The 22,596-nt window shown below is 60.0% G+C and carries 28 protein-coding genes; 4 read left to right on the top strand and 24 right to left on the bottom strand.

Annotation, left to right across the window (positions count from 1 at the left end; all coding sequences use genetic code 11):
* Window positions 1-109 precede the first annotated feature (109 nt).
* A complete protein-coding gene (locus AC1RQB_RS18260) occupies window positions 110-514 on the bottom strand; it encodes a type II toxin-antitoxin system HicB family antitoxin (RefSeq protein WP_007894254.1) in 405 nt (134 codons plus the stop codon).
* Window positions 514-726, bottom strand: coding sequence for a type II toxin-antitoxin system HicA family toxin (locus AC1RQB_RS18265; RefSeq protein WP_063342932.1), 213 nt, complete (start codon window positions 724-726; stop codon window positions 514-516). The genes AC1RQB_RS18260 and AC1RQB_RS18265 overlap by 1 nt, the downstream gene beginning before the upstream one ends.
* A 240-nt stretch (window positions 727-966) precedes the next feature.
* Between AC1RQB_RS18265 and AC1RQB_RS18270 the strand changes: the two genes are divergently transcribed.
* Both AC1RQB_RS18270 and AC1RQB_RS18275 read left to right on the top strand, forming a co-directional pair.
* Window positions 967-1,434 carry a helix-turn-helix domain-containing protein gene (locus AC1RQB_RS18270; protein WP_008073029.1) on the top strand — a complete coding sequence of 156 codons (468 nt, stop codon included), beginning with the start codon at window positions 967-969 and terminating at the stop codon, window positions 1,432-1,434.
* Window positions 1,431-2,006 (top strand): PIN domain-containing protein, encoded by a 576-nt coding sequence (locus AC1RQB_RS18275; protein ID WP_063342931.1) that lies wholly within the window; start codon window positions 1,431-1,433, stop codon window positions 2,004-2,006. The genes AC1RQB_RS18270 and AC1RQB_RS18275 overlap by 4 nt, the downstream gene beginning before the upstream one ends.
* A 56-nt stretch (window positions 2,007-2,062) precedes the next feature.
* On the opposite strand, the gene AC1RQB_RS18280 is transcribed toward AC1RQB_RS18275, so the two are convergent.
* From AC1RQB_RS18280 to ccmA, 10 genes are all read right to left on the bottom strand, one after another.
* Window positions 2,063-2,467, bottom strand: coding sequence for a hypothetical protein (locus AC1RQB_RS18280; RefSeq protein WP_207267371.1), 405 nt, complete (start codon window positions 2,465-2,467; stop codon window positions 2,063-2,065).
* A 14-nt stretch (window positions 2,468-2,481) separates the two neighbouring features.
* Window positions 2,482-3,684: a c-type cytochrome biogenesis protein CcmI gene (gene ccmI, locus AC1RQB_RS18285; protein ID WP_063342930.1), complete on the bottom strand. Its 1,203-nt coding sequence runs from the start codon at window positions 3,682-3,684 to the stop codon at window positions 2,482-2,484.
* The gene (locus tag AC1RQB_RS18290; protein ID WP_063342929.1) at window positions 3,677-4,150 is read right to left on the bottom strand and encodes a cytochrome c-type biogenesis protein; all 474 of its coding nucleotides are present in this window, start codon (window positions 4,148-4,150) and stop codon (window positions 3,677-3,679) included. The genes ccmI and AC1RQB_RS18290 overlap by 8 nt, the downstream gene beginning before the upstream one ends.
* The gene (locus tag AC1RQB_RS18295; RefSeq protein WP_063342928.1) at window positions 4,147-4,683 is read right to left on the bottom strand and encodes a DsbE family thiol:disulfide interchange protein; all 537 of its coding nucleotides are present in this window, start codon (window positions 4,681-4,683) and stop codon (window positions 4,147-4,149) included. Before AC1RQB_RS18295 ends, AC1RQB_RS18290 begins: the two co-directional genes overlap by 4 nt.
* Window positions 4,680-6,668 carry a heme lyase CcmF/NrfE family subunit gene (locus AC1RQB_RS18300; protein ID WP_063342927.1) on the bottom strand — a complete coding sequence of 663 codons (1,989 nt, stop codon included), beginning with the start codon at window positions 6,666-6,668 and terminating at the stop codon, window positions 4,680-4,682. Before AC1RQB_RS18300 ends, AC1RQB_RS18295 begins: the two co-directional genes overlap by 4 nt.
* A gap of 3 nt (window positions 6,669-6,671) precedes the next feature.
* Window positions 6,672-7,127 carry a cytochrome c maturation protein CcmE gene (gene ccmE / locus AC1RQB_RS18305; RefSeq protein ID WP_008026817.1) on the bottom strand — a complete coding sequence of 152 codons (456 nt, stop codon included), beginning with the start codon at window positions 7,125-7,127 and terminating at the stop codon, window positions 6,672-6,674.
* On the bottom strand, window positions 7,124-7,300 hold the full coding sequence (gene ccmD, locus AC1RQB_RS18310; protein WP_007894243.1) for a heme exporter protein CcmD: 177 nt from the start codon (window positions 7,298-7,300) through the stop codon (window positions 7,124-7,126). Before ccmD ends, ccmE begins: the two co-directional genes overlap by 4 nt.
* A complete protein-coding gene (locus AC1RQB_RS18315; protein WP_063342926.1) occupies window positions 7,297-8,052 on the bottom strand; it encodes a heme ABC transporter permease in 756 nt (251 codons plus the stop codon). Before AC1RQB_RS18315 ends, ccmD begins: the two co-directional genes overlap by 4 nt.
* A 75-nt stretch (window positions 8,053-8,127) precedes the next feature.
* Window positions 8,128-8,796, bottom strand: a complete 669-nt coding sequence (gene ccmB, locus AC1RQB_RS18320; protein WP_008072659.1) for a heme exporter protein CcmB — start codon at window positions 8,794-8,796, stop codon at window positions 8,128-8,130.
* Window positions 8,793-9,428 (bottom strand): cytochrome c biogenesis heme-transporting ATPase CcmA, encoded by a 636-nt coding sequence (ccmA, locus tag AC1RQB_RS18325; protein ID WP_063342925.1) that lies wholly within the window; start codon window positions 9,426-9,428, stop codon window positions 8,793-8,795. Before ccmA ends, ccmB begins: the two co-directional genes overlap by 4 nt.
* Before the next feature lie 196 nt (window positions 9,429-9,624).
* On the opposite strand from ccmA, the gene fliK reads away from it, so the two are divergent.
* Both fliK and AC1RQB_RS18335 read left to right on the top strand, forming a co-directional pair.
* Window positions 9,625-11,199, top strand: coding sequence for a flagellar hook-length control protein FliK (gene fliK / locus AC1RQB_RS18330; RefSeq protein WP_063342924.1), 1,575 nt, complete (start codon window positions 9,625-9,627; stop codon window positions 11,197-11,199).
* On the top strand, window positions 11,196-11,525 hold the full coding sequence (locus AC1RQB_RS18335; protein WP_063342923.1) for an EscU/YscU/HrcU family type III secretion system export apparatus switch protein: 330 nt from the start codon (window positions 11,196-11,198) through the stop codon (window positions 11,523-11,525). Before fliK ends, AC1RQB_RS18335 begins: the two co-directional genes overlap by 4 nt.
* Before the next feature lie 177 nt (window positions 11,526-11,702).
* Here AC1RQB_RS18335 and AC1RQB_RS18340 read toward each other — a convergent pair whose 3' ends face one another.
* The 12 genes from AC1RQB_RS18340 to fleN form a co-directional block, all read right to left on the bottom strand.
* Window positions 11,703-12,095, bottom strand: a complete 393-nt coding sequence (locus tag AC1RQB_RS18340) for a DUF2802 domain-containing protein (RefSeq protein WP_063342922.1) — start codon at window positions 12,093-12,095, stop codon at window positions 11,703-11,705.
* On the bottom strand, window positions 12,096-12,581 hold the full coding sequence (locus tag AC1RQB_RS18345; RefSeq protein ID WP_008072653.1) for a chemotaxis protein CheW: 486 nt from the start codon (window positions 12,579-12,581) through the stop codon (window positions 12,096-12,098). It lies immediately after the preceding gene.
* 88 nt (window positions 12,582-12,669) lie between these two features.
* Window positions 12,670-13,545 carry a CheW domain-containing protein gene (locus AC1RQB_RS18350; protein WP_063342921.1) on the bottom strand — a complete coding sequence of 292 codons (876 nt, stop codon included), beginning with the start codon at window positions 13,543-13,545 and terminating at the stop codon, window positions 12,670-12,672.
* Window positions 13,546-13,662: 117 nt separating this feature from the next.
* Window positions 13,663-14,451, bottom strand: a complete 789-nt coding sequence (locus AC1RQB_RS18355; RefSeq protein ID WP_030130563.1) for a ParA family protein — start codon at window positions 14,449-14,451, stop codon at window positions 13,663-13,665.
* Window positions 14,452-14,494: 43 nt separating this feature from the next.
* Window positions 14,495-15,388, bottom strand: coding sequence for a flagellar motor protein MotD (gene motD / locus AC1RQB_RS18360; protein ID WP_008072648.1), 894 nt, complete (start codon window positions 15,386-15,388; stop codon window positions 14,495-14,497).
* 12 nt (window positions 15,389-15,400) lie between these two features.
* Window positions 15,401-16,141, bottom strand: a complete 741-nt coding sequence (locus AC1RQB_RS18365; protein ID WP_008072647.1) for a flagellar motor protein — start codon at window positions 16,139-16,141, stop codon at window positions 15,401-15,403.
* Entirely contained in the window at window positions 16,141-17,274 is a 1,134-nt protein-coding gene (locus AC1RQB_RS18370) for a protein-glutamate methylesterase/protein-glutamine glutaminase (RefSeq protein ID WP_063342920.1), read from the bottom strand. Before AC1RQB_RS18370 ends, AC1RQB_RS18365 begins: the two co-directional genes overlap by 1 nt.
* A 49-nt stretch (window positions 17,275-17,323) precedes the next feature.
* A complete protein-coding gene (locus AC1RQB_RS18375; protein ID WP_063342919.1) occupies window positions 17,324-19,567 on the bottom strand; it encodes a chemotaxis protein CheA in 2,244 nt (747 codons plus the stop codon).
* Window positions 19,568-19,622: 55 nt separating this feature from the next.
* Window positions 19,623-20,411 (bottom strand): protein phosphatase CheZ, encoded by a 789-nt coding sequence (locus tag AC1RQB_RS18380; protein WP_008072644.1) that lies wholly within the window; start codon window positions 20,409-20,411, stop codon window positions 19,623-19,625.
* Between the two features lie 30 nt (window positions 20,412-20,441).
* On the bottom strand, window positions 20,442-20,813 hold the full coding sequence (locus tag AC1RQB_RS18385) for a chemotaxis response regulator CheY (protein ID WP_008072643.1): 372 nt from the start codon (window positions 20,811-20,813) through the stop codon (window positions 20,442-20,444).
* 168 nt (window positions 20,814-20,981) lie between these two features.
* Entirely contained in the window at window positions 20,982-21,722 is a 741-nt protein-coding gene (gene fliA / locus AC1RQB_RS18390) for an RNA polymerase sigma factor FliA (RefSeq protein WP_007894214.1), read from the bottom strand.
* On the bottom strand, window positions 21,719-22,549 hold the full coding sequence (gene fleN / locus AC1RQB_RS18395; protein ID WP_003222917.1) for a flagellar synthesis regulator FleN: 831 nt from the start codon (window positions 22,547-22,549) through the stop codon (window positions 21,719-21,721). Before fleN ends, fliA begins: the two co-directional genes overlap by 4 nt.
* Window positions 22,550-22,596 lie beyond the last annotated feature (47 nt).

Genomic DNA, 22,596 nt, shown 5'->3' on the forward strand with positions numbered 1-22,596 from the left:
GCCGGATAGATGAAAGCAAGCCAAACACGCATCAAGAACAGTATTGCAGAAAAGGGGGTAACCATAGATGTAGGAGCGAGGCCCGCGAAGGCGATTCGACTGATACCCCTCAATGCCGAACCAGCTTCTCCATCGCCGCATCCGCGAGAAAGGAGGAGCGGCTTTTGACATTGTGCTCTCGCACATAGCGGTCAATGCGCTGGATCACGTAGCCAGGCAGTGTCACGTTGACCTTCTCGGTCTTGCCCAGATATTGCGAGATGTCGAGTTCCAGCATTCCCCAACCCATGTCGGCAAATTCCGGATTCTCGCGGTGCGCAGCCGCTGAGGTCGGCATCGGTATCGACTCCCCATCTGCCATGATCTCCTGCAGCATGATGTGGGCAATTTCGACCGCCGCGTTGTAAGCATCTTCAAACGTATCCCCGGCCGTTACGGCACCTGGGATATCGGGGATCTGAATACCGATGGCGGTGTTCTCGTCGCCCCACTCGATACAGATTGGGTATTGCATTATGGATCTCCTGCCAAACTGGCTCCCGGGCAATAAAGCCCGGCTCGCCTCCTGATGCTTTTGACCGTCCCGATCGGCAAACCCTTTTTCGGATGAGGGACGGGTATCGTGTAAGGGTTGTAACGGTGAGTGAAGATGTGATGACTGCCGGTGACCCGGTCCAGTGTCCAGCCCGCCTCTATCAGCTCTTTGATCAATAACCTGCTCTGCACCACCAGCCTCCTTGCTTCGGCCCAACAAAAATAACCCTAGGGTTACTTTTACTCAAGCACAAAAATCCGGATCACGACGCTCGGTTGTTTTACAGGGTGTTGATTTGATCGGCCCTGCGAGGGCTGTCGATTAAGCAGACCTTGCTGGCAAAAGAGCCTTAAACAAGCTCATTTTTCGTTTATTGCGATTTTCGTTTGATTCGAATAGCCTTTCAGCATCGCTATTGTAGGAATTTCATCATGTCCCTAGTCATCCACCCACCGATCAATTTGCCCATGGCACGCGAAGTTCAGGCCGCTATCGAAGGCCAGCGCGCCCTCGCGGCCTATCTCGCGACTCAATTCGAAACCCAACGCATCCAGATTTTCGACGAGCAGAATGAAGCTCACAGCGTCGAACTGCCCACTTCAGCCCTGCGATTGCTGGTCGACATCCTGGCGGCATTGGCTGAAGGCAATGCGGTAAAGGTCGTCCCGGTTCACGCGGAACTGACCACCCAGGAAGCGGCGGACTTGCTCAATGTCTCACGCCCGCACCTGATCAAACTGCTGGAATCCGGCGAGTTGTCCTACCACAAAACCGGCAAGCACCGACGTGTGCGCTTTGCCGATTTGATGGACTATAAAAACCGGCGCGACACCGCCAGCGAGCAAGCAATGACGCTTCTCGCCGAGCAAGCACAAGCGTTAAGGACAGGATACGAGTGAGGCACTCCCCTTTTACCGCTGTATATGACGCATGTGTTCTGTACCCCGCTCCCTTGAGAGACTTTCTGATGTGGCTCGCGCTCTCTGGACGTTTCAGGGCGCGATGGTCACTGGAGATACACAACGAATGGAAGCGCAATCTGCTGAAAAACCGCCCGGACCTGACAACAGAGCAATTGGATCGCACGTCCGACTTGATGGATCAGGCCATACCCGATGCTTGCGTATCCGGTTACGAAAAGCTGATCGAAGGGCTCACACTGCCCGACATCGATGACCGACATGTTCTGGCTGCCGCCATACGCTGCAACGCCAGTGTCATTGTGACTTTTAATCAGAAAGACTTTCCCGATGAAACACTCGGACCTTTTGGCATCGAGGCCCAGCATCCTGACGAATTCGTCGATAACCTCTTTGGCCTGGACCCGGCAGCGGTTGTCGCGGCAGCACAACGGCAACGCAAACAGCTAAAGATGCCGCCGATGGATGTCGGCACCTATCTTGATCTGCTGTTGCGCCAAGGCCTGATTCGGTCGAGCAAGGCGTTGACCCACTATCGAGCCATTCTTTAATCGCCTCTCACAAACCCCAAAAAGCAAAACGGCGATCCTCAGATCGCCGTTTCCATTCACTGCCCGAATTGCCGTCCCAACCCACCCGGCACGCCATGGATGTCCGTTTCTTCCCATGGCCCGTTGGGGCTGATCGAACGGCTCCAGCCGTTGTTCCAGCGGTAGTAGGTCCGCTGGCGGTAGAAGGTGTTGGTCTGATCATCGAGAACGTAAACGCCGAGTTTCGCGTCCCAATGGCTATTGCCCCCCGGTGGCGGGGCGAAGCTGGCGGAAGTGCGTGGAATCGGCTTGGACGGTTTGACCGGGATGCTCGGCTTGCTCGGTGTCGTCGTTGGAGGCGGTTTGGTGCTTGGCCCCGAAGGCGGGATTGGCGGCAGCCGTGTGGGCTCGGGCTGCTGGACCGCACAGGCGCTTAACCCCAAAACCATACTGAGGAGAGTGATACGAGCGATGGCGGTCATGGTGGTGCTTCCTGTTATTTATCCGGGCTGTCGATGATCAGTTTTTGTTGCGCGGTGGTGCTGGTGGCCAAGGGTTGGCTGCGACCGATCCATTCGCCGGCAGTCGGTTGGCCAGCGCGGGAGATGCGCGCAACCAGTTGGACTTCAGGGAAGTTCGACAGTTTCAACTGCGGCATCATGGCGTCGGCATCACCCAGTTCGACGGTTGCCGGCAAGTCGGCGACGGTCAGACGCTTGGCGGCCAGCGGTGCGGGCGGGCCGGAGATGGCGCGGGCGAAGATGAACACGCTGTCACCCGGCAGGACCTTGGCTTTCAGCTCTGGCGCCAGATCGACTTGCACTTTGAGCAGTGCAGCAGCTTTAACCGCAGGCGCTTGGGCAACCTTGCCACCGCTGGCTTCGAGTTTCTCGGCGGCGCGCGTGATGCCGCCTTGCAGCGCGACACGGGATTTATCATCCGGCGGCAATTGCGCCAGCAGGCGATTCCAGTAGTCGATGGCGTCCTGATAACGCTCGCCTTCGAAGGCCGCGATGCCCAGCAGACCGAGGCTGGTGACTTCTTTCGGATCAGCTTTGAGCGCTTCGTCGGTCAGGGCCTGGACCTTGTCCGACCACTTCTTGCCGTCGGCGAAGTATTGGGCCTGGGCCCACTGCCCGAGCAGTTCCGGCTGACGACCGGCCAGGCTTACGGTGCGCTCGAAGATCTTCGCCGCATCGCCCGGACGGTCCTGAGCCATGTAGGTGCGACCGAGGAAGTACAAGCCCTCGGCCGAGTCCGGTTGGGCGGCGACCGCACGCTCCAGACGACGGGTCATTTCTTCCATCGACTGCGGCGCCTGGGCGAATTCGCGGGTCAGCTCGACTTTGTCGCTGGCGCCGAAATGCAGGTACAGCCCAAGGCCCAGCACCGGAACCAGAATCGCCGCCAGCAATGGCAACGGCTTGCCCAGACGCGAAACACGCGGCGCCTCGACGCCTTCGGTGTCGGCGAGCAGTTCACGGGCAGCTTCGGCGCGGCCGGTGTCCATTTGTTCGGCGTTGAGTACGCCCTCCTCCTGCTGAGTCTGCAACTCAGCCACGCGCTCCTGATAAAGCGCGACGTTCAGTGCCGTGCGGTCCTCTTCCAGCTGAGCGCGGCGACCACGCAGAACGGGGATCAGCAGAAAACTCAGGGCAACCAGGAGCAGCAGGCCTGCAGCGAGCCAGAAATCAATCATTCTTGGTTTTATCCAACAGGTGGTCGAGGCGCTCGCGCTCCTCGGCAGAAAGCGTGTCCGGGCTGTCAGTGCGTTGCACGCGACGACGACGGACGATCACGGCGATGATCACAAAACCGCCCAGCAGCAGGCCGGCGGGGCCGAACCAGAGCAGTGCGGTTTTGGCGTTGAGGGCAGGTTTGTAGCGAACGAAATCACCGTAGCGGTCGACCATGAAATCGATGATTTGCTGGTTGTCCTTGCCCTCGCCGAGCATGCGAAAAATCTCTTTACGCAGGTCGGCAGCGATCGGGGCATTGGAATCGGCGATGTCCTGATTCTGGCACTTGGGGCAACGCAGCTCTTTGGTCAGCTCGCGAAAGCGCTCACGGTCGCTTTCTTTGGCGAACTCGTAGGTGTCGATGGCCGCGTGGGCCACACCGGCCATGCTCAAACCCAGCACGGCGGCGGCAATCCAGCGCTTCATGGCTTGGCCTCGTCGACCAGCGCCTGATACTTGGCGGCCAGTTTTTCGCGCCAGACTTGCTCGTCGATCACGCCGACGAATTTGTCGCGGATGATGCCCTTGGCGTCGATGAAGAAAGTTTCCGGTGCGCCGTATACGCCGAGGTTCAGGCCCAGGGTGCCGGCATCGTCACGGATGTCCAGTTGATACGGGTTATGGAACTCGGCCAGCCACTTCAAGGCATCGGTGTTGACGTCCTTGTAGTTGACGCCGTAGATCACCACACCTTGCTGAGCTAATTTGTTCAGCACCGGGTGCTCGACCCGGCAGGAAATGCACCAGGTGCCCCAGACGTTGACCAATGCCGGTTTACCCAGAAGATCCGCTTTAGTCAGGGTTTTGTCACCCTGCACCGAGGGCAGCGAAAACTCAGGGAACGGTTTGTTGATCATCGCCGAAGGCAGCTCGGCCGGGTTCAGGTACAGACCCCGATACAGAAAAACAGCAACCACCAGAAAAATCGCCAGTGGCAACAGCATCAACCAACGTCTCATGCGGTGGCTCCCGTCATGCCGAGTGCTTCACGCACGCGGCTTTTCACCTTGACCCGATAACGACGATCCAGCGCCGCCAGCAAACCGCCGAAACCTGTGAGCAACCCGCCGAACCAGATCCAGCGCACGAACGGTTTGACGTGTACCCGAACCGCCCAGGCGCCCTCGCCCAATGGCTCGCCCAGCGCGACGTAAAGATCACGGGTGAAACCGGCGTCGATCCCGGCTTCGGTCATCACCGAGTTCTGCACGGTGTAGAGGCGTTTTTCCGGGTGCAGCACACTGATTTCCTTGCCATCGCGGATCACCCGCACGGTGCCCTTGTCGGAGGTGAAGTTCGGCCCTTCGAAGTGCTTGGCGCCGTCGAACACAAACTGATAACCGGCCAGGCTCATGGACTCACCCGGCGCCAGGCGCAGATCGCGCTCGGCACTGTTCTGGCTCGACAACACGACACCCAGCGCGCATACGGCAATGCCCAAATGCGCGATTTGCATGCCCCAATAGCTGCGGGTAAGGGTCGGCAGACCTTTGATCAAACCCTTGTGACGCGTTTTGTCGAAGATATCCCGCACACCGGCCAGCAACACCCAGGCGGCGAGCATGAACGTCGCCAGCACCGCCCAGTTGAAATCGCCGTAAGCGACACCCGCCACTACGGCCAGCGCAGCGCTGCCGAGCAACACCGGGGTCAACATGCTCATCAGCCATTTGACCGGCGTGTCTTTCCAGCGCACCAGCATGCCGACCGCCATCACTACCATCAGTATCGCCATCAATGGAATGAACAGCGCGTTGAAGTACGGCGGGCCGACCGACAGTTTGGCGCCGGTCATTGCGTCGAGAATCAGCGGATACAAGGTGCCGAGCAGGATCATCGAAGCGGCCACCACCAGCACCAGGTTATTGCCCAGCAGCAGGGTTTCCCGGGACCAGAGGTTGAAGCCGACATGGCTCTTGACCACCGGCGCGCGCAGGGCAAACAGCGTCAGCGAACCACCGACCACAAACAGCAGGAAGATCAGGATGAATACGCCGCGCTCAGGGTCGGACGCAAAGGCGTGAACCGACGTCAGCACGCCAGAGCGCACGAGGAAGGTGCCGAGCAAACTCAACGAGAACGCGGCGATCGCCAGCAAAACCGTCCAGCTCTTGAACACGCCACGTTTTTCCGTGACCGCCAACGAGTGAATCAACGCCGTGCCCACCAGCCAAGGCATGAAGGATGCGTTTTCCACCGGGTCCCAGAACCACCAGCCACCCCAGCCGAGTTCGTAGTAGGCCCACCAGGAGCCCAACGTAATACCGATACCGAGAAAGGCCCAGGCGACGATCGTCCACGGACGCGACCAGCGCGCCCACGCCGCATCGAGACGACCGCCCAGCAGCGCGGCGATGGCGAAGGCGAAGGCTACGGAGAAACCGACGTACCCCATGTACAGCATCGGCGGATGAACGATCAGGCCGATGTCTTGCAGCAAGGGATTGAGGTCGCGCCCATCCGTCGGCATCTGCGGCAGGATTCGGGCGAAAGGGTTAGATGTCAGGATCAGGAACAGCAAAAAGCCGGTGCTGATCATGCCCATCACGGCCAATACGCGAGCCAGCATCACTTGCGGCAATTGTCGGGAGAACACCGACACCGCGAAGGTCCAGCCACCGAGGATCAATGCCCACAGCAGCAACGAACCTTCGTGAGCGCCCCAGACGGCGCTGAATTTGTAGTACCACGGCAAGGCGCTGTTGGAGTTGCTGGCCACGTAAGCGACGGAGAAGTCGTCCGCCATGAAGGCATACGTCAGGCAACCGAAAGCGAACAGCAAAAACGCGAACTGCCCCCACGCGGCGGGCTGGGCCAGGCTCATCCACAGACGGTCGCCACGCCAGGCACCGAGCAACGGCACAACGGCTTGAACCAGCGCGAAACACAGCGCCAGGATCATGGCCAGGTGGCCGAGTTCAGGGATAAAGATGCCGGAAGTCATCGATCAACCCTCCTTCGCGGGTGTTGGGGCGGATTGACCACTGTCTTTCAACGCCTTGGTCACTTCCGGCGGCATGTACTTCTCGTCGTGCTTGGCCAGCACTTCATCAGCCACCACCACGCCGTCAGCATTGAGCTTGCCGAGGGCGACGATGCCCTGCCCTTCGCGGAACAGGTCCGGGAGGATGCCGCGGTAGCTGATGGTCACGGACTTGTTGAAGTCGGTAACGATGAATTTCACGTCCAGGGAATCACCGGAACGTTGTAGCGAACCTTTCTCCACCATACCGCCCGCACGGATACGCGTGTCTTGCGGGGCTTCGCCGTTGGCGATCTGGGTCGGGGTGTAAAACAGATTGATGTTCTGCTGAAGGGCGCTCAGGGCCAGGCCGACGGCAGCGCCGACACCGACCAGGATCGCGAGAATGATGATAAGACGCTTTTTACGCAGCGGATTCACTTGCCGTTCTCCCGGCGCAGACGACGCGCCTCTTGTTGCAGATACCGCTTGCGGGCCAGGATCGGCGCCGCCACGTTGAGGGCCAGTACCGCCAGGCTAATGCCATAGGCTGACCAGACATACAGGCCGTGATGGCCCATGGCGAGAAAGTCGCCGAATGAAGCGAAACTCATCGAGCGGCCTCCAGACTGTTCTGCACTTCGGTTTTTACCCAGCTCGCCCGGGCTTCGCGCTTGAGCACTTCAAGGCGCATACGCAGCAACAGCACCGCGCCGAAGAAACAGTAGAAACCCAGCGCCGACAGCAGCAGCGGCAGCCACATCTCGGCGGGCATCGCCGGTTTTTCGGTGAGGGTGAAGGTCGCGCCCTGGTGCAGGGTGTTCCACCACTCCACCGAGTACTTGATGATCGGGATGTTGATCACACCGACGATCGCCAATACCGCGCAGGCCTTGGCGGCGCTGTCACGATTGCTGATGGCGTTGCCCAGCGCAATAAGACCGAAGTACAGAAACAGCAGAATAAGCATGGACGTAAGTCGCGCATCCCAGACCCACCACGAGCCCCAGGTCGGTTTGCCCCAGATCGCACCGGTGACCAGCGCCACGGCAGTCATCCAGGCACCGATCGGCGCGGCGCACTGCAGGGCCACGTCGGCCAGCTTCATCTTCCAGACCAGCCCGACGATGCCGCACACGGCCAGCATCACGTAGATGGACTGCGCCAGCATGGCGGCGGGAACGTGGATGTAAATGATGCGAAAGCTGTTGCCTTGCTGATAGTCCGGCGGCGCGAAGGCCAGCCCCCAAACCACGCCGACGCTAATCAGCAGCAACGCCGCGACACTCAGCCATGGCAGCAGTTTGCCGCTGATGCCGTAAAACCATTTGGGCGAGCCGAGCTTATGAAACCAGGTCCAGTTCATTGCTGTTTCCATCACGGGTGCTCTTCGCTTTGAAGAGCCAAGGGTCTTTACTGATCAAAATTTGACCAGACCTCATTATTCGCCGACGCTGATCTTCAGGCCAGCAGCTATTGCAAAAGGTGTCAGGGTTATCGCCAGGGCGGTCAGGCTACCAAGCCACAAGAGATAACCGGTCGCCGGCATGCCCTGCAATGCCGCCTGCAAGGCGCCACTGCCGAGAATCAACACCGGGATGTACAGCGGCAGAATCAGCAGCGCCAATAACAGGCCACCGCGCTTCAATCCTACCGTCAACGCCGCGCCCACCGCACCGAGCAGGCTCAGCACCGGTGTACCGAGCAATAAAGAAAGCAGCAACACCGGCAGACAGGCGGCAGGCAAACCAAGCATCAGCGCCAGCAAGGGTGCGAGCAAAACCAGGGCCAGGCCGGAAAACGCCCAGTGTGCCAGCACCTTGGCCAAAACCAGAATAGGCAGGGGGTGCGGCGAAAGGACCCACTGCTCAAGCGATCCGTCTTCGAAATCACTGCGAAAGAGCCCGTCCAGCGAGAGCAAGACCGATAAAAGCGCTGCCACCCAGACCAATCCCGGGGACAAGGTTTGCAACAATTGAGGCCCGGCGCCGACCGCCAACGGGAACAAAGAGACGACGATGGCGAAGAACACCAGCGGATTCGCCAATTCGGCAGGACGACGGAACAGCAAACGTGCCTCGCGGGCGACCAACAGGCCGAAAACACTCATACGGCCCAGTTCCCCAAATCAATGTCACGATAGCCGGCAGGCATCCGGGTGAGCGTGTGGTGAGTGGTCAGCACCACCATGCCACCTCGCTCGCAGTGCGCTGCCAGGTGTTCTTCGAGTTGCGCCACGCCTTGTTTGTCGAGCGCGGTGAACGGCTCATCGAGGATCCAAAGCGGCGGGCTGTCCAGATACAAGCGCGCCAACGCGACGCGGCGTTGCTGGCCAGCAGACAGGGTATGGCAGGGAACATCCTCGAAACCGCGCAGCCCCACCGCCGACAGCGCCTGCCAGATCGCCTCATGGGAGGCCGGTTGATGCAAGGCGCAGAGCCAACTGAGGTTTTCCTCAGGGGTCAGCAGGTCCTTGATGCCGGCGGCATGGCCGATCCACAACAGGTTGCGCGCCAGTTCGCTGCGCTGTTCGTTCAGTGGCAAGCCGTTGAGCAGCACCTGCCCGGCAGTCGGATGCATCAAGCCGCAAAGCAGACGTAAAAGACTGGTCTTGCCACTGCCGTTGGGGCCGCTGATCTGTACCATTTCGCCACTGGCCAGTCTCAATTCGAGATTTTCGAAGAGCAGCCGAAGGTCTCGCTCACAGGCAAGGGCAACGGTTTGCAGGACAGGACTGGTCAAGAGATCACGGGCCTTTTGCGGTTCAAGTCGGCGGCAGAGCGGCCGCTAAAGAGATGCAGCATAGATGCATTGGCGGCTTGTTCTAGAGAGCTAGGTCAAACAAATGCAATGTTTTCGCCACTCCCCGAAGACGGGCGGCATTATACATGCCATGCCCCACTCTAAAGAGCGCAATTTCCACAGGTTGTGACCGCATATGACAGGCGAAATGAACATCCTCCCGCTGCCGCCGACCACGCCCGCGACTTCGCGGCCGCTGGTGGTGAGTGGTGATCTACTCAAGCTGCTGACGCCGATGGAGGGCCTGATCTCCGTTGGGCAAACCGCCAAGGCTGAAGTGCTCTCGCTCAAGCAGACGGATCAGACCTTTCAACTGTTGCTCAAGGTCACCCTCGACAGCGGTCGCCAGACCACGGTCCAGGCCACCAGCACTCAGCCGTTGCCCCAAGGCACCAGCCTGGCGATTACCCAGCCATCGGCGGGCAACCTGGCGGTCACGGTGCAACAGGCCATCGCCTCCAGCGTCGCGACGCTCACCCGCATCGACACGGCGCAACTGCCAGTCGGCACCTTGCTGCAAGGCAAAGTACTGACCTCTCAGGTAATGCCGCAGGTGCCGGGTCATCCGACGGTGTTTCGCTCGATGGTGAGCCTGCTCAATACCGCGCTGAGTGGCAGCACGCTGAGCATCGACAGCCCGACGCCACTGCGCATCGGTACATTGCTGAGCGCCTTGGTGCAGGACACCCAGACCCTGAAATTCGTCCCGTTGAGCAGCCGTCAGGAACAGTTGGCGGTGACGCAGCAATTGGTCAGCCAGCAAAGTCGCCAAGGCTCTCTGGATGGCTTGCTCAAAGTCCTGCAAAACCTGCCGCCATCGGATCAGACCTCCAGCGACCTGCGCGCCGCCGTAGACAAATTGCTCGCCGGCCTGCCGGACGTTCAGCAATTGAGTACACCCAAAGGTCTGGCCCAGGCGTTGGCCAACAGCGGTCTGTTCCTTGAAGCGAAACTGCTGACCGGGCAAAACCCGACGCTGACGCCAGACATGAAGGGCGACCTGCTCAAGCTGATCGCGCAACTGACGCCGGGCCTGCCGGCCAATACCAATCTCAACGCGATCATCGCCGCCAATACACTGGCGCAAGCGCTGCCCAGCTTCGTGCGCAGCGCCTTGGGAATGCTTGGGCAAGTCAGCGCCAAACCGTTGCCGACCAGTTTCCCGCTCCCCGAGCGCCTGCTGCAAAGTCAGGACGGTGAAGGCGATCTGGAACATTTGCTGCGCCTGGCAGCAGCGGCTGTCTCGCGCCTGCAAAGCCATCAACTGTCGAGCCTGGAGCAGACCGGCCTCACCGACGACGGTCGGCTGCTCAGCACCTGGCAACTGGAAATCCCCATGCGCAACCTGCAGGACATCGTGCCATTGCAGGTCAAATTCCAGCGCGAAGAAGCACCTGAGAAAGAACAACCGCACGAACGCCGCGACGAACACGAACCCAAGCAACAATTGTGGCGAGTCGATCTGGCGTTCGACATGGAGCCGCTGGGGCCGTTGCAGATTCAGGCGCAGCTGATCAAAGGCAGCCTCTCCAGTCAGCTATGGGCCGAACGGCCGTACACCGCGAGCCTGATCGAAAGCAATCTGGCCGGGCTGCGCGAACGGCTGCTGGCATCAGGCCTGAACGTCGGCGATCTGGATTGCCACCTCGGCACACCGCCACAAGGCCCTCAAACCCGCCTCGAACAACGCTGGGTCGACGAAACCGCATGAACACATCCACCGCACCGCGCCAGGCCATCGCCCTCAAATACGACGGCAGCCACGCCCCTACCCTCACCGCCAAAGGTGATGAAGAACTGGCCGAAGCCATTCTGCAGATTGCCCGGGATTATGAAGTGCCGATCTACGAAAACGCCGAGCTGGTGAGATTGCTGGCGCGGATGGAATTGGGAGAGAGTATTCCGCAGGAGTTGTATCGCACGATTGCGGAGATTATTGCGTTTGCGTGGAATTTGAAGGGTAAGTTTCCGCAGGGGCATGATCCGCATGCGGTGATGCTGGAGAAGGATGTCACCGATCGAGGGGATGACTACTGATCGTTCCCATGCTCTGCGTGGGAATGCAGCCCGTGACGCTCTGCGTCACACAACAGCGGAACGCAGAGCGTCCCAAGAGGCATTCCCACGCAGAGCGTGGGAACGATCTCCACATTGGGACGGTGTACACCCTGTAGGAGCTGTCGAGTGAAACGAGGCTGCGATCTTTTGATCTTCTCAGCTTCTGTGCAACTTGCTCATCAACTCCGCCTCAGCCTGGGTCAATCCGCAGGACTGCGTCAGCTCACTGACGCTCGCGCCCATCCCCACCAGCCGTGCCGCCTGGGCGAATGAAAGGCTCGACGGATCACGCTGCTCCAGCTGCGCCAGTTTGTCCGGCAACGGCCCGACGACGGCGCGCAGTTCGTGCAGGTCTTCACCCATGCGCACGTTGCCGTTCTGGTAATCGTCGACACGTTTGGCCAGGTCCTTGATGCGCTGATCGCGCAGCGCATCGCCCTCGACCTGTTGCGCGGCGATCCGCCGCTGAGCGCGGATGTACGCCAGGAACATCGCCAGCGTGCCTGCCCATAAAAGGAACAGGACAATGACAGCCACCTCAAGAATCAATCAGATACTCTCCAGTTCCGACCATTCTTCTTCGCTCATCATCTTGTCCAGCTCGACCAGGATCAGCAGTTCGTTGTTCTTGTTGCACACGCCTTGAATGAACTTGGCGGACTCTTCGTTACCGACGTTCGGCGCGGTCTCGATTTCCGACTGACGCAGGTAAACCACTTCAGCCACGCTGTCGACCATGATCCCGACCACTTGCTTGTCGGCTTCGATGATGACGATACGGGTGTTGTCGCTGATCTCGGCATTCATCAGGCCGAAGCGCTGACGGGTGTCGATCACGGTGACCACGTTACCGCGCAGGTTGATGATGCCCAGCACGTAGCTCGGAGCACCCGGGACCGGGGCGATTTCGGTGTAGCGCAGGACTTCCTGAACGCGCATCACGTTGATGCCGTAGGTTTCGTTGTCCAGCTTGAAGGTTACCCATTGCAGGATCGGATCTTCAGAACCTTTTGCATTCGTCGCTTGACTACTCATACCCTGACCCCTCGAAAAACCGCTTCTGGCGGTGTGTGTTCTGTAGGCAGCATTCAACAATGCCGTCGCATACTTGTTATGTCGGCAGCTATGTCGGTTTGTGAAGTGGCTTGCTGCCGCTCATGTGCTTTGCCCCGCCGCTGGCGATCAACTCGGCCAGGGCAGAAACGTCCAGCAGCGCACACATGTGCTCAATCACCGTGCCGGCGAGCCATGGCCGCTGACCTCGATGACTTCTCCATTTGATTTCGTTCGGGTCCAGGCGCAATGAGCGGCTGACCTGATGCACCGCCAGCCCCCACTCGTAGCCCTGAACCGAAATAACGTATTGCAGGCCCTGGCGGAAATCATCGCGATAACGATCCGGCATGACCCAACGCGCGGTATCCAGCACTTTCAGGTTGCCGGCCTGGCTCGGCAGGATCCCAAGGAACCATTCCGGCTGGCCGAACAACGGCGTCAGCTCGTGACCGGCCAGGGAATAAATCGATCCCAGGCACACCAGTGGCACCGCCAGGGTCAACCCGGCGACGTCGAACAACAGGCATTCGAAGGGCTCGGCAGCCCATGCCGGACGACCGTCGGTTTCCACCGGTGGCGGCGTGTTGCTGGGCGGCAGATGAACTTCAACCAACGGCGGCACCAACGCTTGCAGCAGGGGTGCAAGCGTCGACACGGGCGCCAGAATCGGTGCCGGTGCTTCGATCACGGCCACCGCTGCTTTCACCACTGGCACAACGATGGGTGCAGCGGCCACGGCCGGTTTCTGCGCATCACGGGCCTGCTCTTCAAGCACGGCAGCCTGGAACTCATCCAGCGCGGCCTCAACCTCGATAACCTCGACAACCTCGGGCAGCGCCTCGATTTCTGGCGGCAACTCTTCGGTCGCGTCCTGCAGCAATGCGTCCAGATAGGACTGGAGAGCCAGTTGCGGACGCGAGGTGATCTTCACCGGCCGAGTCATGCGCCCACCATCGTAGGAGCTGCCGAAGGCTGCGATCTTTTGGCGGATTCGAAGATGTCACAAAGCAAGATCAAAAGATCGCAGCCTGCGGCAGCTCCTACAGGGATTGAGTTCATCTCACGCCACCTGCGGAACAAGTTGCGCCGCCAGCAGATGCTTGAGCAGTGCGCGATAAGCGAGAACGCCACGGCTCTTGCCGTCGAATTGCGAAGGCGTCAGCCCTGCCCGGCTCGCGTCACGCAAGCGGGTGTCGATCGGAATGTAGCCTTGCCAGATTTCTTCCGGGTACTTGTCGCGCAGCACGCGAAGGGTGCCGAGGGACGCCTGGGTGCGGCGGTCGAACAGGGTCGGCACGATGCTGAACGGCAGCGCCTGTTTGCGCGAGCGGTTGATCATCGCCAGGGTGTTGACCATGCGTTCCAGGCCTTTGACGGCCAAGTGTTCGGTCTGCACCGGAATCACCAACTGCTGGCTGGCCGCCAAGGCATTGACCATCAGCACACCGAGCAACGGCGGGCTGTCGATCACCGCGTAATCGAAGTCCTGCCACAACTGCGCCAGGCTCTTGGCGATTACCAGGCCCAAACCACTCTGGCCCGGCGACTGGCGCTCAAGGGTTGCCAGCGCGGTGCTCGATGGCAACAGGGAAATGCGTTCGTCACTGGTGGGCATCAGCAACTGACCGGGCAAGCCTTGCGGCACACTGCCCTTGTGCAGAAACAAGTCGTAGCTGCTGTGTTCCAGGCTGTCGGGGTCGTAACCGAAGTAGCTGGTCATGGAGCCGTGGGGGTCGAGATCGACCACAACCACGCGCTTGCCCGCCTCAGCCAGCAAACCGGCTAAGGCGATGGAGGAAGTGGTTTTACCGACACCACCCTTTTGATTGGCGACTGCCCAGACTCTCATTCGGATTGTTCCTCCCGGTCGAAAAGGTTGACCGAGAAATAGCTCAACGTATTAATGCGGGTGACGGAGAATTGACGGCGCTCTCTCGTCCCGGCGACTTGACCGGAGCCGGTGCAGTTTGTGTGCCAGCCCGCTTCAACGCGGCATCCGGTTGTGCATGAGCCGTTCCGGTACCCGTGAGGCTGCGGCGTACATCGAGATTTCGTGAAACCACCAACACCACCCGACGGTTGCGCGCCCGGCCTTCGGCGGTGGCGTTATTGGCCACCGGCTGGAACTCGCCATATCCCACCGACGCCAGACGACCGGGGTTCACACCCTGCATCGCCAGCATGCGCACGATGCTTGCCGAACGGGCCGAGGACAGTTCCCAGTTGGTCGGGTATTGCGCCGTGCGAATCGGCTGATCGTCGGTAAAGCCTTCGACGTGGATCGGGTTGTCGAACGGCCTCAGGATCGCGGCGACCTTATCGATAATGTTGAAGGCGATGTCGCTGGGCATGGCATCGCCGCTGCCGAACAACAGGCTGGAATTAAGCTCGATCTCGACCCACAACTCATTGCCGCGCACGGTCATCTGGTTGGAACTGATCAAGTCGCCGAACGCCGCGCTGATGTCATCGGCAATGCTTTTGAGCGGATCGTTGGCAGCCTGGGCGATGCCTGCGTCAATCTGTTCGCTGTCCTTGACCAGCGGCTTGGCCGGGGTCACGGTCTTCGGTCGCTCGTCACCGATCGGGATCGGCTTGAGGGCGCGATCGGAATCGGTAAACACCCCGATCAGCGCCTCGGAAATGACCTTGTACTTGCCTTCGTTGATCGAAGAAATCGAGTACATCACCACGAAGAAAGCGAACAGCAACGTAATGAAGTCGGCGTATGAAACGAGCCAGCGTTCATGGTTTACGTGTTCTTCAGGTTGCCGACGACGAGCCATGAGGTTATTCCCTTAATCCATGAAGCCCTGAAGCTTCAACTCAATAGAGCGAGGGTTTTCACCTTCGGCGATCGACAGAATCCCTTCCAGCAACATCTCGCGATAACGCGACTGCCGCAACGCGATGGACTTGAGCTTGGCGGCAACCGGCAGCAATATCAGGTTGGCACTGGCCACGCCATAGATGGTGGCGACAAAGGCGACGGCAATGCCGCTGCCCAGCTGCGATGGATCGGCCAGGTTGCCCATGACATGGATCAGGCCCATTACCGCACCGATGATGCCGATGGTCGGCGCGTAGCCGCCCATGCTTTCAAAAACTTTGGCGGCTTCGATGTCACGGCTTTCCTGGGTGTAGAAATCCACTTCCAGAATGCTGCGAATCGCTTCCGGCTCGGCGCCGTCCACCAGCAGTTGCAGGCCTTTGCGCGAGTAGCTATCGGGCTCGGCGTCGGCCACCCCTTCCAGACCGAGCAAACCTTCCTTGCGGGCAGTCAGGCTCCAGTTCACGACGCGATCGATGCCGCCGGCCAGATCCACACGCGGTGGAAACAGAATCCAGGCGAGAATCTGCATGGCGCGCTTGAAGGCGCTCATCGGTGATTGCAGTAGCGCTGCGCCAACGGTCCCGCCGAGTACGATCAACGCTGCCGGGCCGTTGGCCAACGCGCCGAGGTGACCGCCTTCAAGGTAGTTGCCGCCAATGATGGCGACAAACGCCATGATGATCCCGATAAGGCTGAGTACATCCATCAGAGACACGCCTCGACCAGGTGACGGCCGATATCGTCCAGGCTGTACACCGCGTCCGCGAGCTCGGCTTTGACGATCGCCATTGGCATGCCGTAGATCACGCAGCTGGCTTCATCCTGAGCCCAGATCGCACTGCCGCCCTGCTTGAGCAGACGCGCGCCTTCGCGACCGTCGGCGCCCATGCCGGTGAGTACCACCGCCAGAACTTTGTCGCCGTAGGATTTGGCCGCGGAACCGAAGGTGATGTCCACGCAAGGCTTGTAGTTCAGACGTTCATCGCCCGGCAGGATTTTCACCGCACCACGGCCGTCGATCATCATCTGCTTGCCACCCGGCGCCAGCAGCGCCAGGCCCGGACGCAGGATGTCGCCATCCTCGGCTTCCTTGACGCTGATGCGGCACAGCTTGTCCAGACGCTCGGCGAAGGCCTTGGTGAAGGCTGCCGGCATGTGCTGGATCAATACGATCGGTGCCGGAAAGTTGGCCGGCAACTGCGTCAGTACCCGTTGCAGGGCAACCGGGCCACCGGTGGAGGTGCCGATGGCGACCAGTTTGTAGGCTTTGCGTTTCGGCGCTGGCGACGCCGGCGTCGCTGCATGGCTGCGAGCCGGAATCGGTGCCGGGGCCGGACGCGCAGGCGCACTGCTGCTGCCGTAGCTGCTGACGCTCGAAGGCGCAGGCGTCGGGGCGGGTGCGGCCACTGGAGCCGGGGCACTGTAGGCGCCGACACGACGGTTACTGCGCGAGATACTGAGAATCTTCTCGCACAGCAGTTGCTTGACCTTCTCCGGGTTACGCGAGATGTCTTCGAAATTCTTCGGCAGGAAATCCACCGCGCCAGCGTCCAGCGCATCGAGGGTGACCCGCGCGCCTTCGTGAGTCAGCGAGGAGAACATCAACACCGGGGTCGGGCAGCGCTGCATGATGTGCCGCACTGCCGTGATGCCATCCATCATCGGCATCTCGTAGTCCATGGTGATCACGTCTGGCTTGAGCGCCAGCGCCTGATCGATCGCCTCTTTGCCGTTGGTCGCCGTACCGACGACCTGGATATTGGAATCCGCTGAAAGAATTTCCGAGACGCGGCGGCGGAAAAACCCCGAATCGTCCACCACCAGGACTTTGACTGCCATAAACACTCCGTTAGACGGGGCGAGGCTCAGTCGCCCCGCTCCCCCAGAATCAAATACGCCGTGCGGCGTAACGCTTGAGCATGCTCGGAACATCGAGAATCAGTGCAATGCGGCCGTCACCGGTAATGGTGGCGCCGGACATGCCCGGGGTTCCCTGGAGCATTTTGCCCAATGGCTTGATGACCACTTCTTCCTGGCCCACCAGTTGATCGACGACGAAGCCGATCCGCTGAGTGCCCACCGAAAGGATCACCACATGGCCTTCGCGCTGCTCTTCGTGAGCGGCGGAGCTGACCAGCCAGCGCTTGAGATAGAACAGCGGCAGCGCCTTGTCCCGCACGATCACCACTTCCTGGCCGTCCACCACGTTGGTGCGCGACAGGTCGAGGTGGAAGATCTCGTTGACGTTCACCAGCGGGAACGCGAACGCCTGGTTGCCGAGCATGACCATCAGCGTCGGCATGATCGCCAGGGTCAACGGGACCTTGATGACGATCTTCGAGCCCTTGCCCTTGGTCGAGTAGATATTGATGGTGCCGTTGAGCTGGGCGATCTTGGTTTTCACCACGTCCATGCCCACGCCGCGCCCGGAGACGTCGGAAATCTCGGTCTTGGTCGAGAACCCCGGAGCGAAGATCAGGTTGAAACAATCGGTCTCGCTGAGACGGTCCGCCGCATCCTTGTCCATCAGGCCTTTCTTCACGGCGATACCGCGCAGAACATCGGCGTCCATGCCTTTGCCATCATCGGAGATGGACAGCAGGATATGGTCGCCTTCCTGTTCCGCGGACAGAATCACCTTGCCGCTGCGCGGCTTGCCCATCGCTTCGCGCTCAGCCGGCTCTTCAATACCGTGGTCGACCGAGTTGCGCACCAAGTGGACCAGCGGGTCGGCCAGGGCCTCGACGAGGTTCTTGTCGAGGTCGGTTTCTTCGCCGACCAGCTCCAGGTTGATCTCTTTCTTGAGCTGGCGAGCCAGGTCGCGAACCAGACGCGGGAAGCGCCCGAAGACTTTCTTGATCGGCTGCATCCGGGTCTTCATGACCGCGGTTTGCAGGTCGGCCGTAACCACGTCGAGGTTCGACACGGCCTTGGACATGGCTTCGTCGCCGCTGTTGAGGCCCAGGCGGACCAGGCGGTTACGCACCAGTACCAGCTCGCCGACCATGTTCATGATCTCGTCGAGACGCGCGGTATCGACCCGCACGGTGGTCTCGGCTTCGCTGGCCGGTTTTTCCGGTGGCGGTGCGGCCGGGGCACGAGCAGGTGCCGGTGCAGCAGCGGCGGCGGCCGGTTTCGGCGCTTCGGCTTTTGGCTCGGGCGCTTTGGCCACAGGTTTCGCAACCGGTGCTGGCGCCTTGGCGACAGGAGCAGAAACCACTGCGCCAGTGCCAACCTCGGTGAACTTGCCTTTGCCATGCAATTCGTCGAGCAGTGATTCGAACTCGTGATCGGAGATCAGATCGTCGCCGGCCGCTTTAGCGGTTGGCGCAGCCGGGGCCGGAGCCGAAGCAATCGCCGACTCCAATGCATCGACGGCAAAGTTACCCTTGCCGTGCAGCTGATCGAGCAGTGCTTCGAACTCGTCGTCGGTAATATCGGAGCTGTCGCCTGCCGCTTTCGGGGCAGCCGGTGCGGCGGGCGCCGCGACTACTGCATCGACGGCGAACTGGCCTTTGCCGTGCAATTGATCGAGCAACGACTCGAACTCGGCATCGGTGATTTCGTCGCTGGCCGAGGCATCGCTGGTCGGCACTGGCGCAGCCGCTGGAGCCTCGGCTTGAGCCTTGACGGCATTCAGCGAGTCCAGCAGTTGTTCGAATTCGTTATCCGTGATGTCGCCCGATTCTTCAGCGGCAGGCTCTTCCACCACCTCGGCGACCGGTGCCGACTCATCGGCGGTTTGCGGCTCGGCCAGACGGGCCAACGCTGCAAGCAACTCAGGCGTGGCAGCCGTAATCGGGCTGCGTTCGCGGACTTCGCTGAACATGCCGTTCACCGCGTCCAGTGCTTCGAGAACCACGTCCATCAGTTCCGAGTCGACGCGTCGTTCACCCTTGCGCAGGATGTCGAACACGTTCTCGGCGATGTGACAGCACTCCACCAGCTCGTTGAGCTGGAGGAAGCCGGCGCCCCCTTTTACAGTGTGAAAACCGCGAAAAATTGCATTGAGCAAATCCGCATCATCCGGTCGGCTTTCAAGCTCGACCAGCTGTTCGGACAGTTGCTCTAGAATCTCGCCGGCCTCAACCAGGAAATCCTGAAGGATCTCTTCATCGGCGCCGAAGCTCATTAAGGGGGGTGCTCCTAAAGGTCTAAAAACCTAAAAAACCTAAAATGCTAAAACTCTAAAATCCTAGGCTGGATAACAAATCGTCCACATCGTCCTGACCGGACACAACGTCTTCTCTTTTATCGGCATGAATCTGCGGACCTTCACCCTGAGAGAGATGTTTTTGCGGATCTTTTTCAGCCAGCATCGCTTCACGGTCATGTTCGATGCCCGCAAAGCGGTCGACCTGACTGGCCATGAGCACGAGCTTGAGCAGGTTGCTTTCAACTTCGGTGACCAACTGGGTCACGCGCTTGATCACCTGACCGGTGAGGTCCTGGTAATCCTGGGCCAGCAGAATGTCGTTGAGGTTGCTCGACACGACGCGGTTGTCTTCACTGCTGCGGGTCAGGAAACCGTCGACCCGCCGGGCCAGTTCACGGAACTCTTCAGCCCCGACTTCGCGACGCATGAACCGTCCCCAATCCGTGCTCAGCGCCTGAGCCTCGTCGCTCAGGCTGTTGATCAGCGGCGTGGCGTTTTCCACCAGGTCCATGGTGCGGTTGGCCGCGGCCTCGGTCAGCTTGACCACATACCCCAGGCGCTCGGTGGCATCCGTGATCTGAGACACTTCCTCGGCTTGCGGCATGTGCGGGTCAATCTGGAAATTGACGATCGCGCTATGCAGCTCGCGGGTGAGCTTGCCCACTTCCTGATACAGGCCGCGGTCACGGGTCTGGTTGAGCTCATGGATCAGTTGCACAGCGTCGCCGAACCTGCCTTTTTCAAGGCTTTCGACCAGTTCGACCGCGTGTTTTTTCAGGGTCGACTCAAAATCGCCCTGTGAAGATTCGTTATGCTCCATAGCTCCCCCGTGACGGACTGGCTTTGCACATCAACCGATGCGTTCGAAGATCTTTTCAATCTTGTCTTTCAACGCTTGAGCCGTGAATGGCTTGACCACATAGCCGTTCACGCCCGCCTGAGCGGCTTCGATGATTTGCTCGCGCTTGGCTTCGGCCGTGACCATCAACACCGGCAGGTGTTTGAGTTTTTCATCGGCACGCACGTGGCGCAGCAGATCAATACCGGTCATGCCGGGCATGTTCCAGTCCGTCACCAGAAAGTCGATGCTCCCGCTGTTGAGGACCGGAATCGCGGTAATACCGTCATCCGCCTCGACCGTGTTGGTGAACCCAAGGTCACGCAACAGGTTTTTTATGATCCGCCGCATCGTTGAGAAGTCATCAACGATGAGGATTTTCATATTCTTGTCCAATTCGACCTCCAAGCAGTCTTAAAACGCGCGCAGCACCTGAACGCGCCGTTCAATCAATTCGGCGTAACACTCAACAGTTGTATGGATTACAACGGGCCGTGGCCGATGCAGCAAAATGCCGTACCCACCTCGTTCGCAGTGTCCCCACACTGCCTGTCAGCGCGCTCGCCACTCCCCCAAACGCCCCCGCAAACGGGCCGCGCACTGGCTGTGTAACTGGCTGACCCGCGATTCGCTGACCCCCAGGACCTCACCGATTTCCTTGAGATTCAACTCTTCGTCGTAGTACAGCGCCAACACCAGTCGCTCACGCTCCGGCAAATTGGCAATCGCGTCCGCCAGCGCCGCCTGGAAGCGTTCATCTTCCAGATCGCGCGACGGCTCGAGATGAGCACTGGCGCCATCCTCGTGCAGCCCTTCGTGTTCGCCGTCCTGCAACAGATCGTCGAAACTGAATAACCGGCTACCGAGGGTGTCGTTCAAAATCCCGTAATAATCGTCGAGACTCAATTGGAGTTCGGCCGCAACTTCGTGATCTTTAGCGTCACGGCCGGTTTTAGCTTCAATCGAGCGAATTGCGTCGCTGACCATGCGGGTATTGCGGTGAACCGAACGTGGCGCCCAGTCCCCCTTGCGCACTTCATCGAGCATCGCGCCGCGGATTCGAATGCCCGCGTACGTCTCGAAGCTCGCGCCTTTGCTGGCGTCGTATTTGGTTGATACTTCAAGCAGGCCGATCATCCCGGCCTGGATCAGGTCTTCGACCTGGACACTGGCCGGCAAACGCGCCAGCAAGTGATAGGCAATGCGTTTGACCAGTGGCGCGTAACGCTCGATCAGCTCGTACTGCGCGTCACGTGCCGACTTCTTGTAGAGGTTGTAGCCACTGGCTGTCATAGGACGGGTCCTGCGGTCTGTTGCACGAGGCGTTCGACGAAAAACTCCAGGTGCCCACGCGGGTTGGCCGGCAGTGGCCATGTATCGACCTTCTGCGCAATGGCCTTGAACGCCAGGGCGCACTTGGAACGCGGGAAGGCTTCGTAGACAGCACGCTGCTTCTGCACGGCCTTGCGCACGCTTTCGTCGTAAGGCACGGCACCGACGTATTGTAAGGCGACGTCGAGGAAACGATCCGTGACCTTGGTCAACTTGGCGAACAGATTGCGGCCTTCCTGCGGGCTCTGCGCCATGTTGGCCAGGACGCGGAAGCGGTTCATGCCGTAGTCGCGATTCAACAATTTGATCAGCGCGTAGGCGTCGGTAATCGAGGTCGGCTCATCGCACACCACCAGCAGCACTTCCTGGGCTGCACGAACGAAACTGACTACCGAGTCACCAATCCCCGCAGCGGTGTCGATCACCAATACGTCGAGGTTGTCGCCGATGTCGCTGAAGGCCTGGATCAGGCCGGCATGCTGGGCCGGGCTCAAATGAACCATGCTCTGGGTGCCGGACGCCGCCGGGACGATGCGGATGCCGCCGGGCCCTTGCAACAGTACGTCGCGCAGCTCACAGCGGCCTTCGATCACGTCGGCCAAGGTGCGTTTGGGTGTCAGTCCCAGCAGGACGTCGACGTTCGCCAGTCCCAGATCGGCATCCAGCAGCATGACGCGCCGGCCGAGCTCAGCTAGAGCCAGGGACAAGTTCACTGACACGTTAGTCTTCCCGACGCCACCTTTGCCGCCGGTCACCGCGATCACCTGTACGGGATGCATGCTGCCCATGTTATTTCTTTACCTTGTCTTACTTAGACGGAGGCCACATTACTGGC

This window comes from Pseudomonas sp. GW822-FHT02E03 (genome assembly GCF_058802325.1).

Excerpts from the sequence above, each read along its gene's own strand:
- AC1RQB_RS18290 (WP_063342929.1), bottom strand. The coding sequence starts at position 4,150 with ATGAAGCGCTGGATTGCCGCCGCCGTGCTGGGTTTGAGCATGGCCGGT.
- AC1RQB_RS18335 (WP_063342923.1), top strand. The coding sequence starts at position 11,196 with ATGAACACATCCACCGCACCGCGCCAGGCCATCGCCCTCAAATACGAC.
- AC1RQB_RS18300 (WP_063342927.1), bottom strand. The coding sequence starts at position 6,668 with ATGACTTCCGGCATCTTTATCCCTGAACTCGGCCACCTGGCCATGATC.
- AC1RQB_RS18260 (WP_007894254.1), bottom strand. The coding sequence starts at position 514 with ATGCAATACCCAATCTGTATCGAGTGGGGCGACGAGAACACCGCCATC.
- AC1RQB_RS18385 (WP_008072643.1), bottom strand. The coding sequence starts at position 20,813 with ATGAAAATCCTCATCGTTGATGACTTCTCAACGATGCGGCGGATCATA.
- AC1RQB_RS18280 (WP_207267371.1), bottom strand. The coding sequence starts at position 2,467 with ATGACCGCCATCGCTCGTATCACTCTCCTCAGTATGGTTTTGGGGTTA.
- ccmB (WP_008072659.1), bottom strand. The coding sequence starts at position 8,796 with ATGAGTGTTTTCGGCCTGTTGGTCGCCCGCGAGGCACGTTTGCTGTTC.
- AC1RQB_RS18345 (WP_008072653.1), bottom strand. The coding sequence starts at position 12,581 with ATGAGTAGTCAAGCGACGAATGCAAAAGGTTCTGAAGATCCGATCCTG.
- AC1RQB_RS18375 (WP_063342919.1), bottom strand. The coding sequence starts at position 19,567 with ATGAGCTTCGGCGCCGATGAAGAGATCCTTCAGGATTTCCTGGTTGAG.
- AC1RQB_RS18365 (WP_008072647.1), bottom strand. The coding sequence starts at position 16,141 with ATGGATGTACTCAGCCTTATCGGGATCATCATGGCGTTTGTCGCCATC.
- motD (WP_008072648.1), bottom strand. The coding sequence starts at position 15,388 with ATGGCTCGTCGTCGGCAACCTGAAGAACACGTAAACCATGAACGCTGG.
- AC1RQB_RS18270 (WP_008073029.1), top strand. The coding sequence starts at position 967 with ATGTCCCTAGTCATCCACCCACCGATCAATTTGCCCATGGCACGCGAA.
- AC1RQB_RS18295 (WP_063342928.1), bottom strand. The coding sequence starts at position 4,683 with ATGAGACGTTGGTTGATGCTGTTGCCACTGGCGATTTTTCTGGTGGTT.
- AC1RQB_RS18370 (WP_063342920.1), bottom strand. The coding sequence starts at position 17,274 with ATGGCAGTCAAAGTCCTGGTGGTGGACGATTCGGGGTTTTTCCGCCGC.
- fliK (WP_063342924.1), top strand. The coding sequence starts at position 9,625 with ATGACAGGCGAAATGAACATCCTCCCGCTGCCGCCGACCACGCCCGCG.
- AC1RQB_RS18380 (WP_008072644.1), bottom strand. The coding sequence starts at position 20,411 with ATGGAGCATAACGAATCTTCACAGGGCGATTTTGAGTCGACCCTGAAA.
- ccmI (WP_063342930.1), bottom strand. The coding sequence starts at position 3,684 with ATGATTGATTTCTGGCTCGCTGCAGGCCTGCTGCTCCTGGTTGCCCTG.
- AC1RQB_RS18355 (WP_030130563.1), bottom strand. The coding sequence starts at position 14,451 with ATGAGAGTCTGGGCAGTCGCCAATCAAAAGGGTGGTGTCGGTAAAACC.
- AC1RQB_RS18350 (WP_063342921.1), bottom strand. The coding sequence starts at position 13,545 with ATGACTCGGCCGGTGAAGATCACCTCGCGTCCGCAACTGGCTCTCCAG.
- fleN (WP_003222917.1), bottom strand. The coding sequence starts at position 22,549 with ATGGGCAGCATGCATCCCGTACAGGTGATCGCGGTGACCGGCGGCAAA.
- ccmD (WP_007894243.1), bottom strand. The coding sequence starts at position 7,300 with ATGAGTTTCGCTTCATTCGGCGACTTTCTCGCCATGGGCCATCACGGC.
- fliA (WP_007894214.1), bottom strand. The coding sequence starts at position 21,722 with ATGACAGCCAGTGGCTACAACCTCTACAAGAAGTCGGCACGTGACGCG.
- AC1RQB_RS18315 (WP_063342926.1), bottom strand. The coding sequence starts at position 8,052 with ATGAACTGGACCTGGTTTCATAAGCTCGGCTCGCCCAAATGGTTTTAC.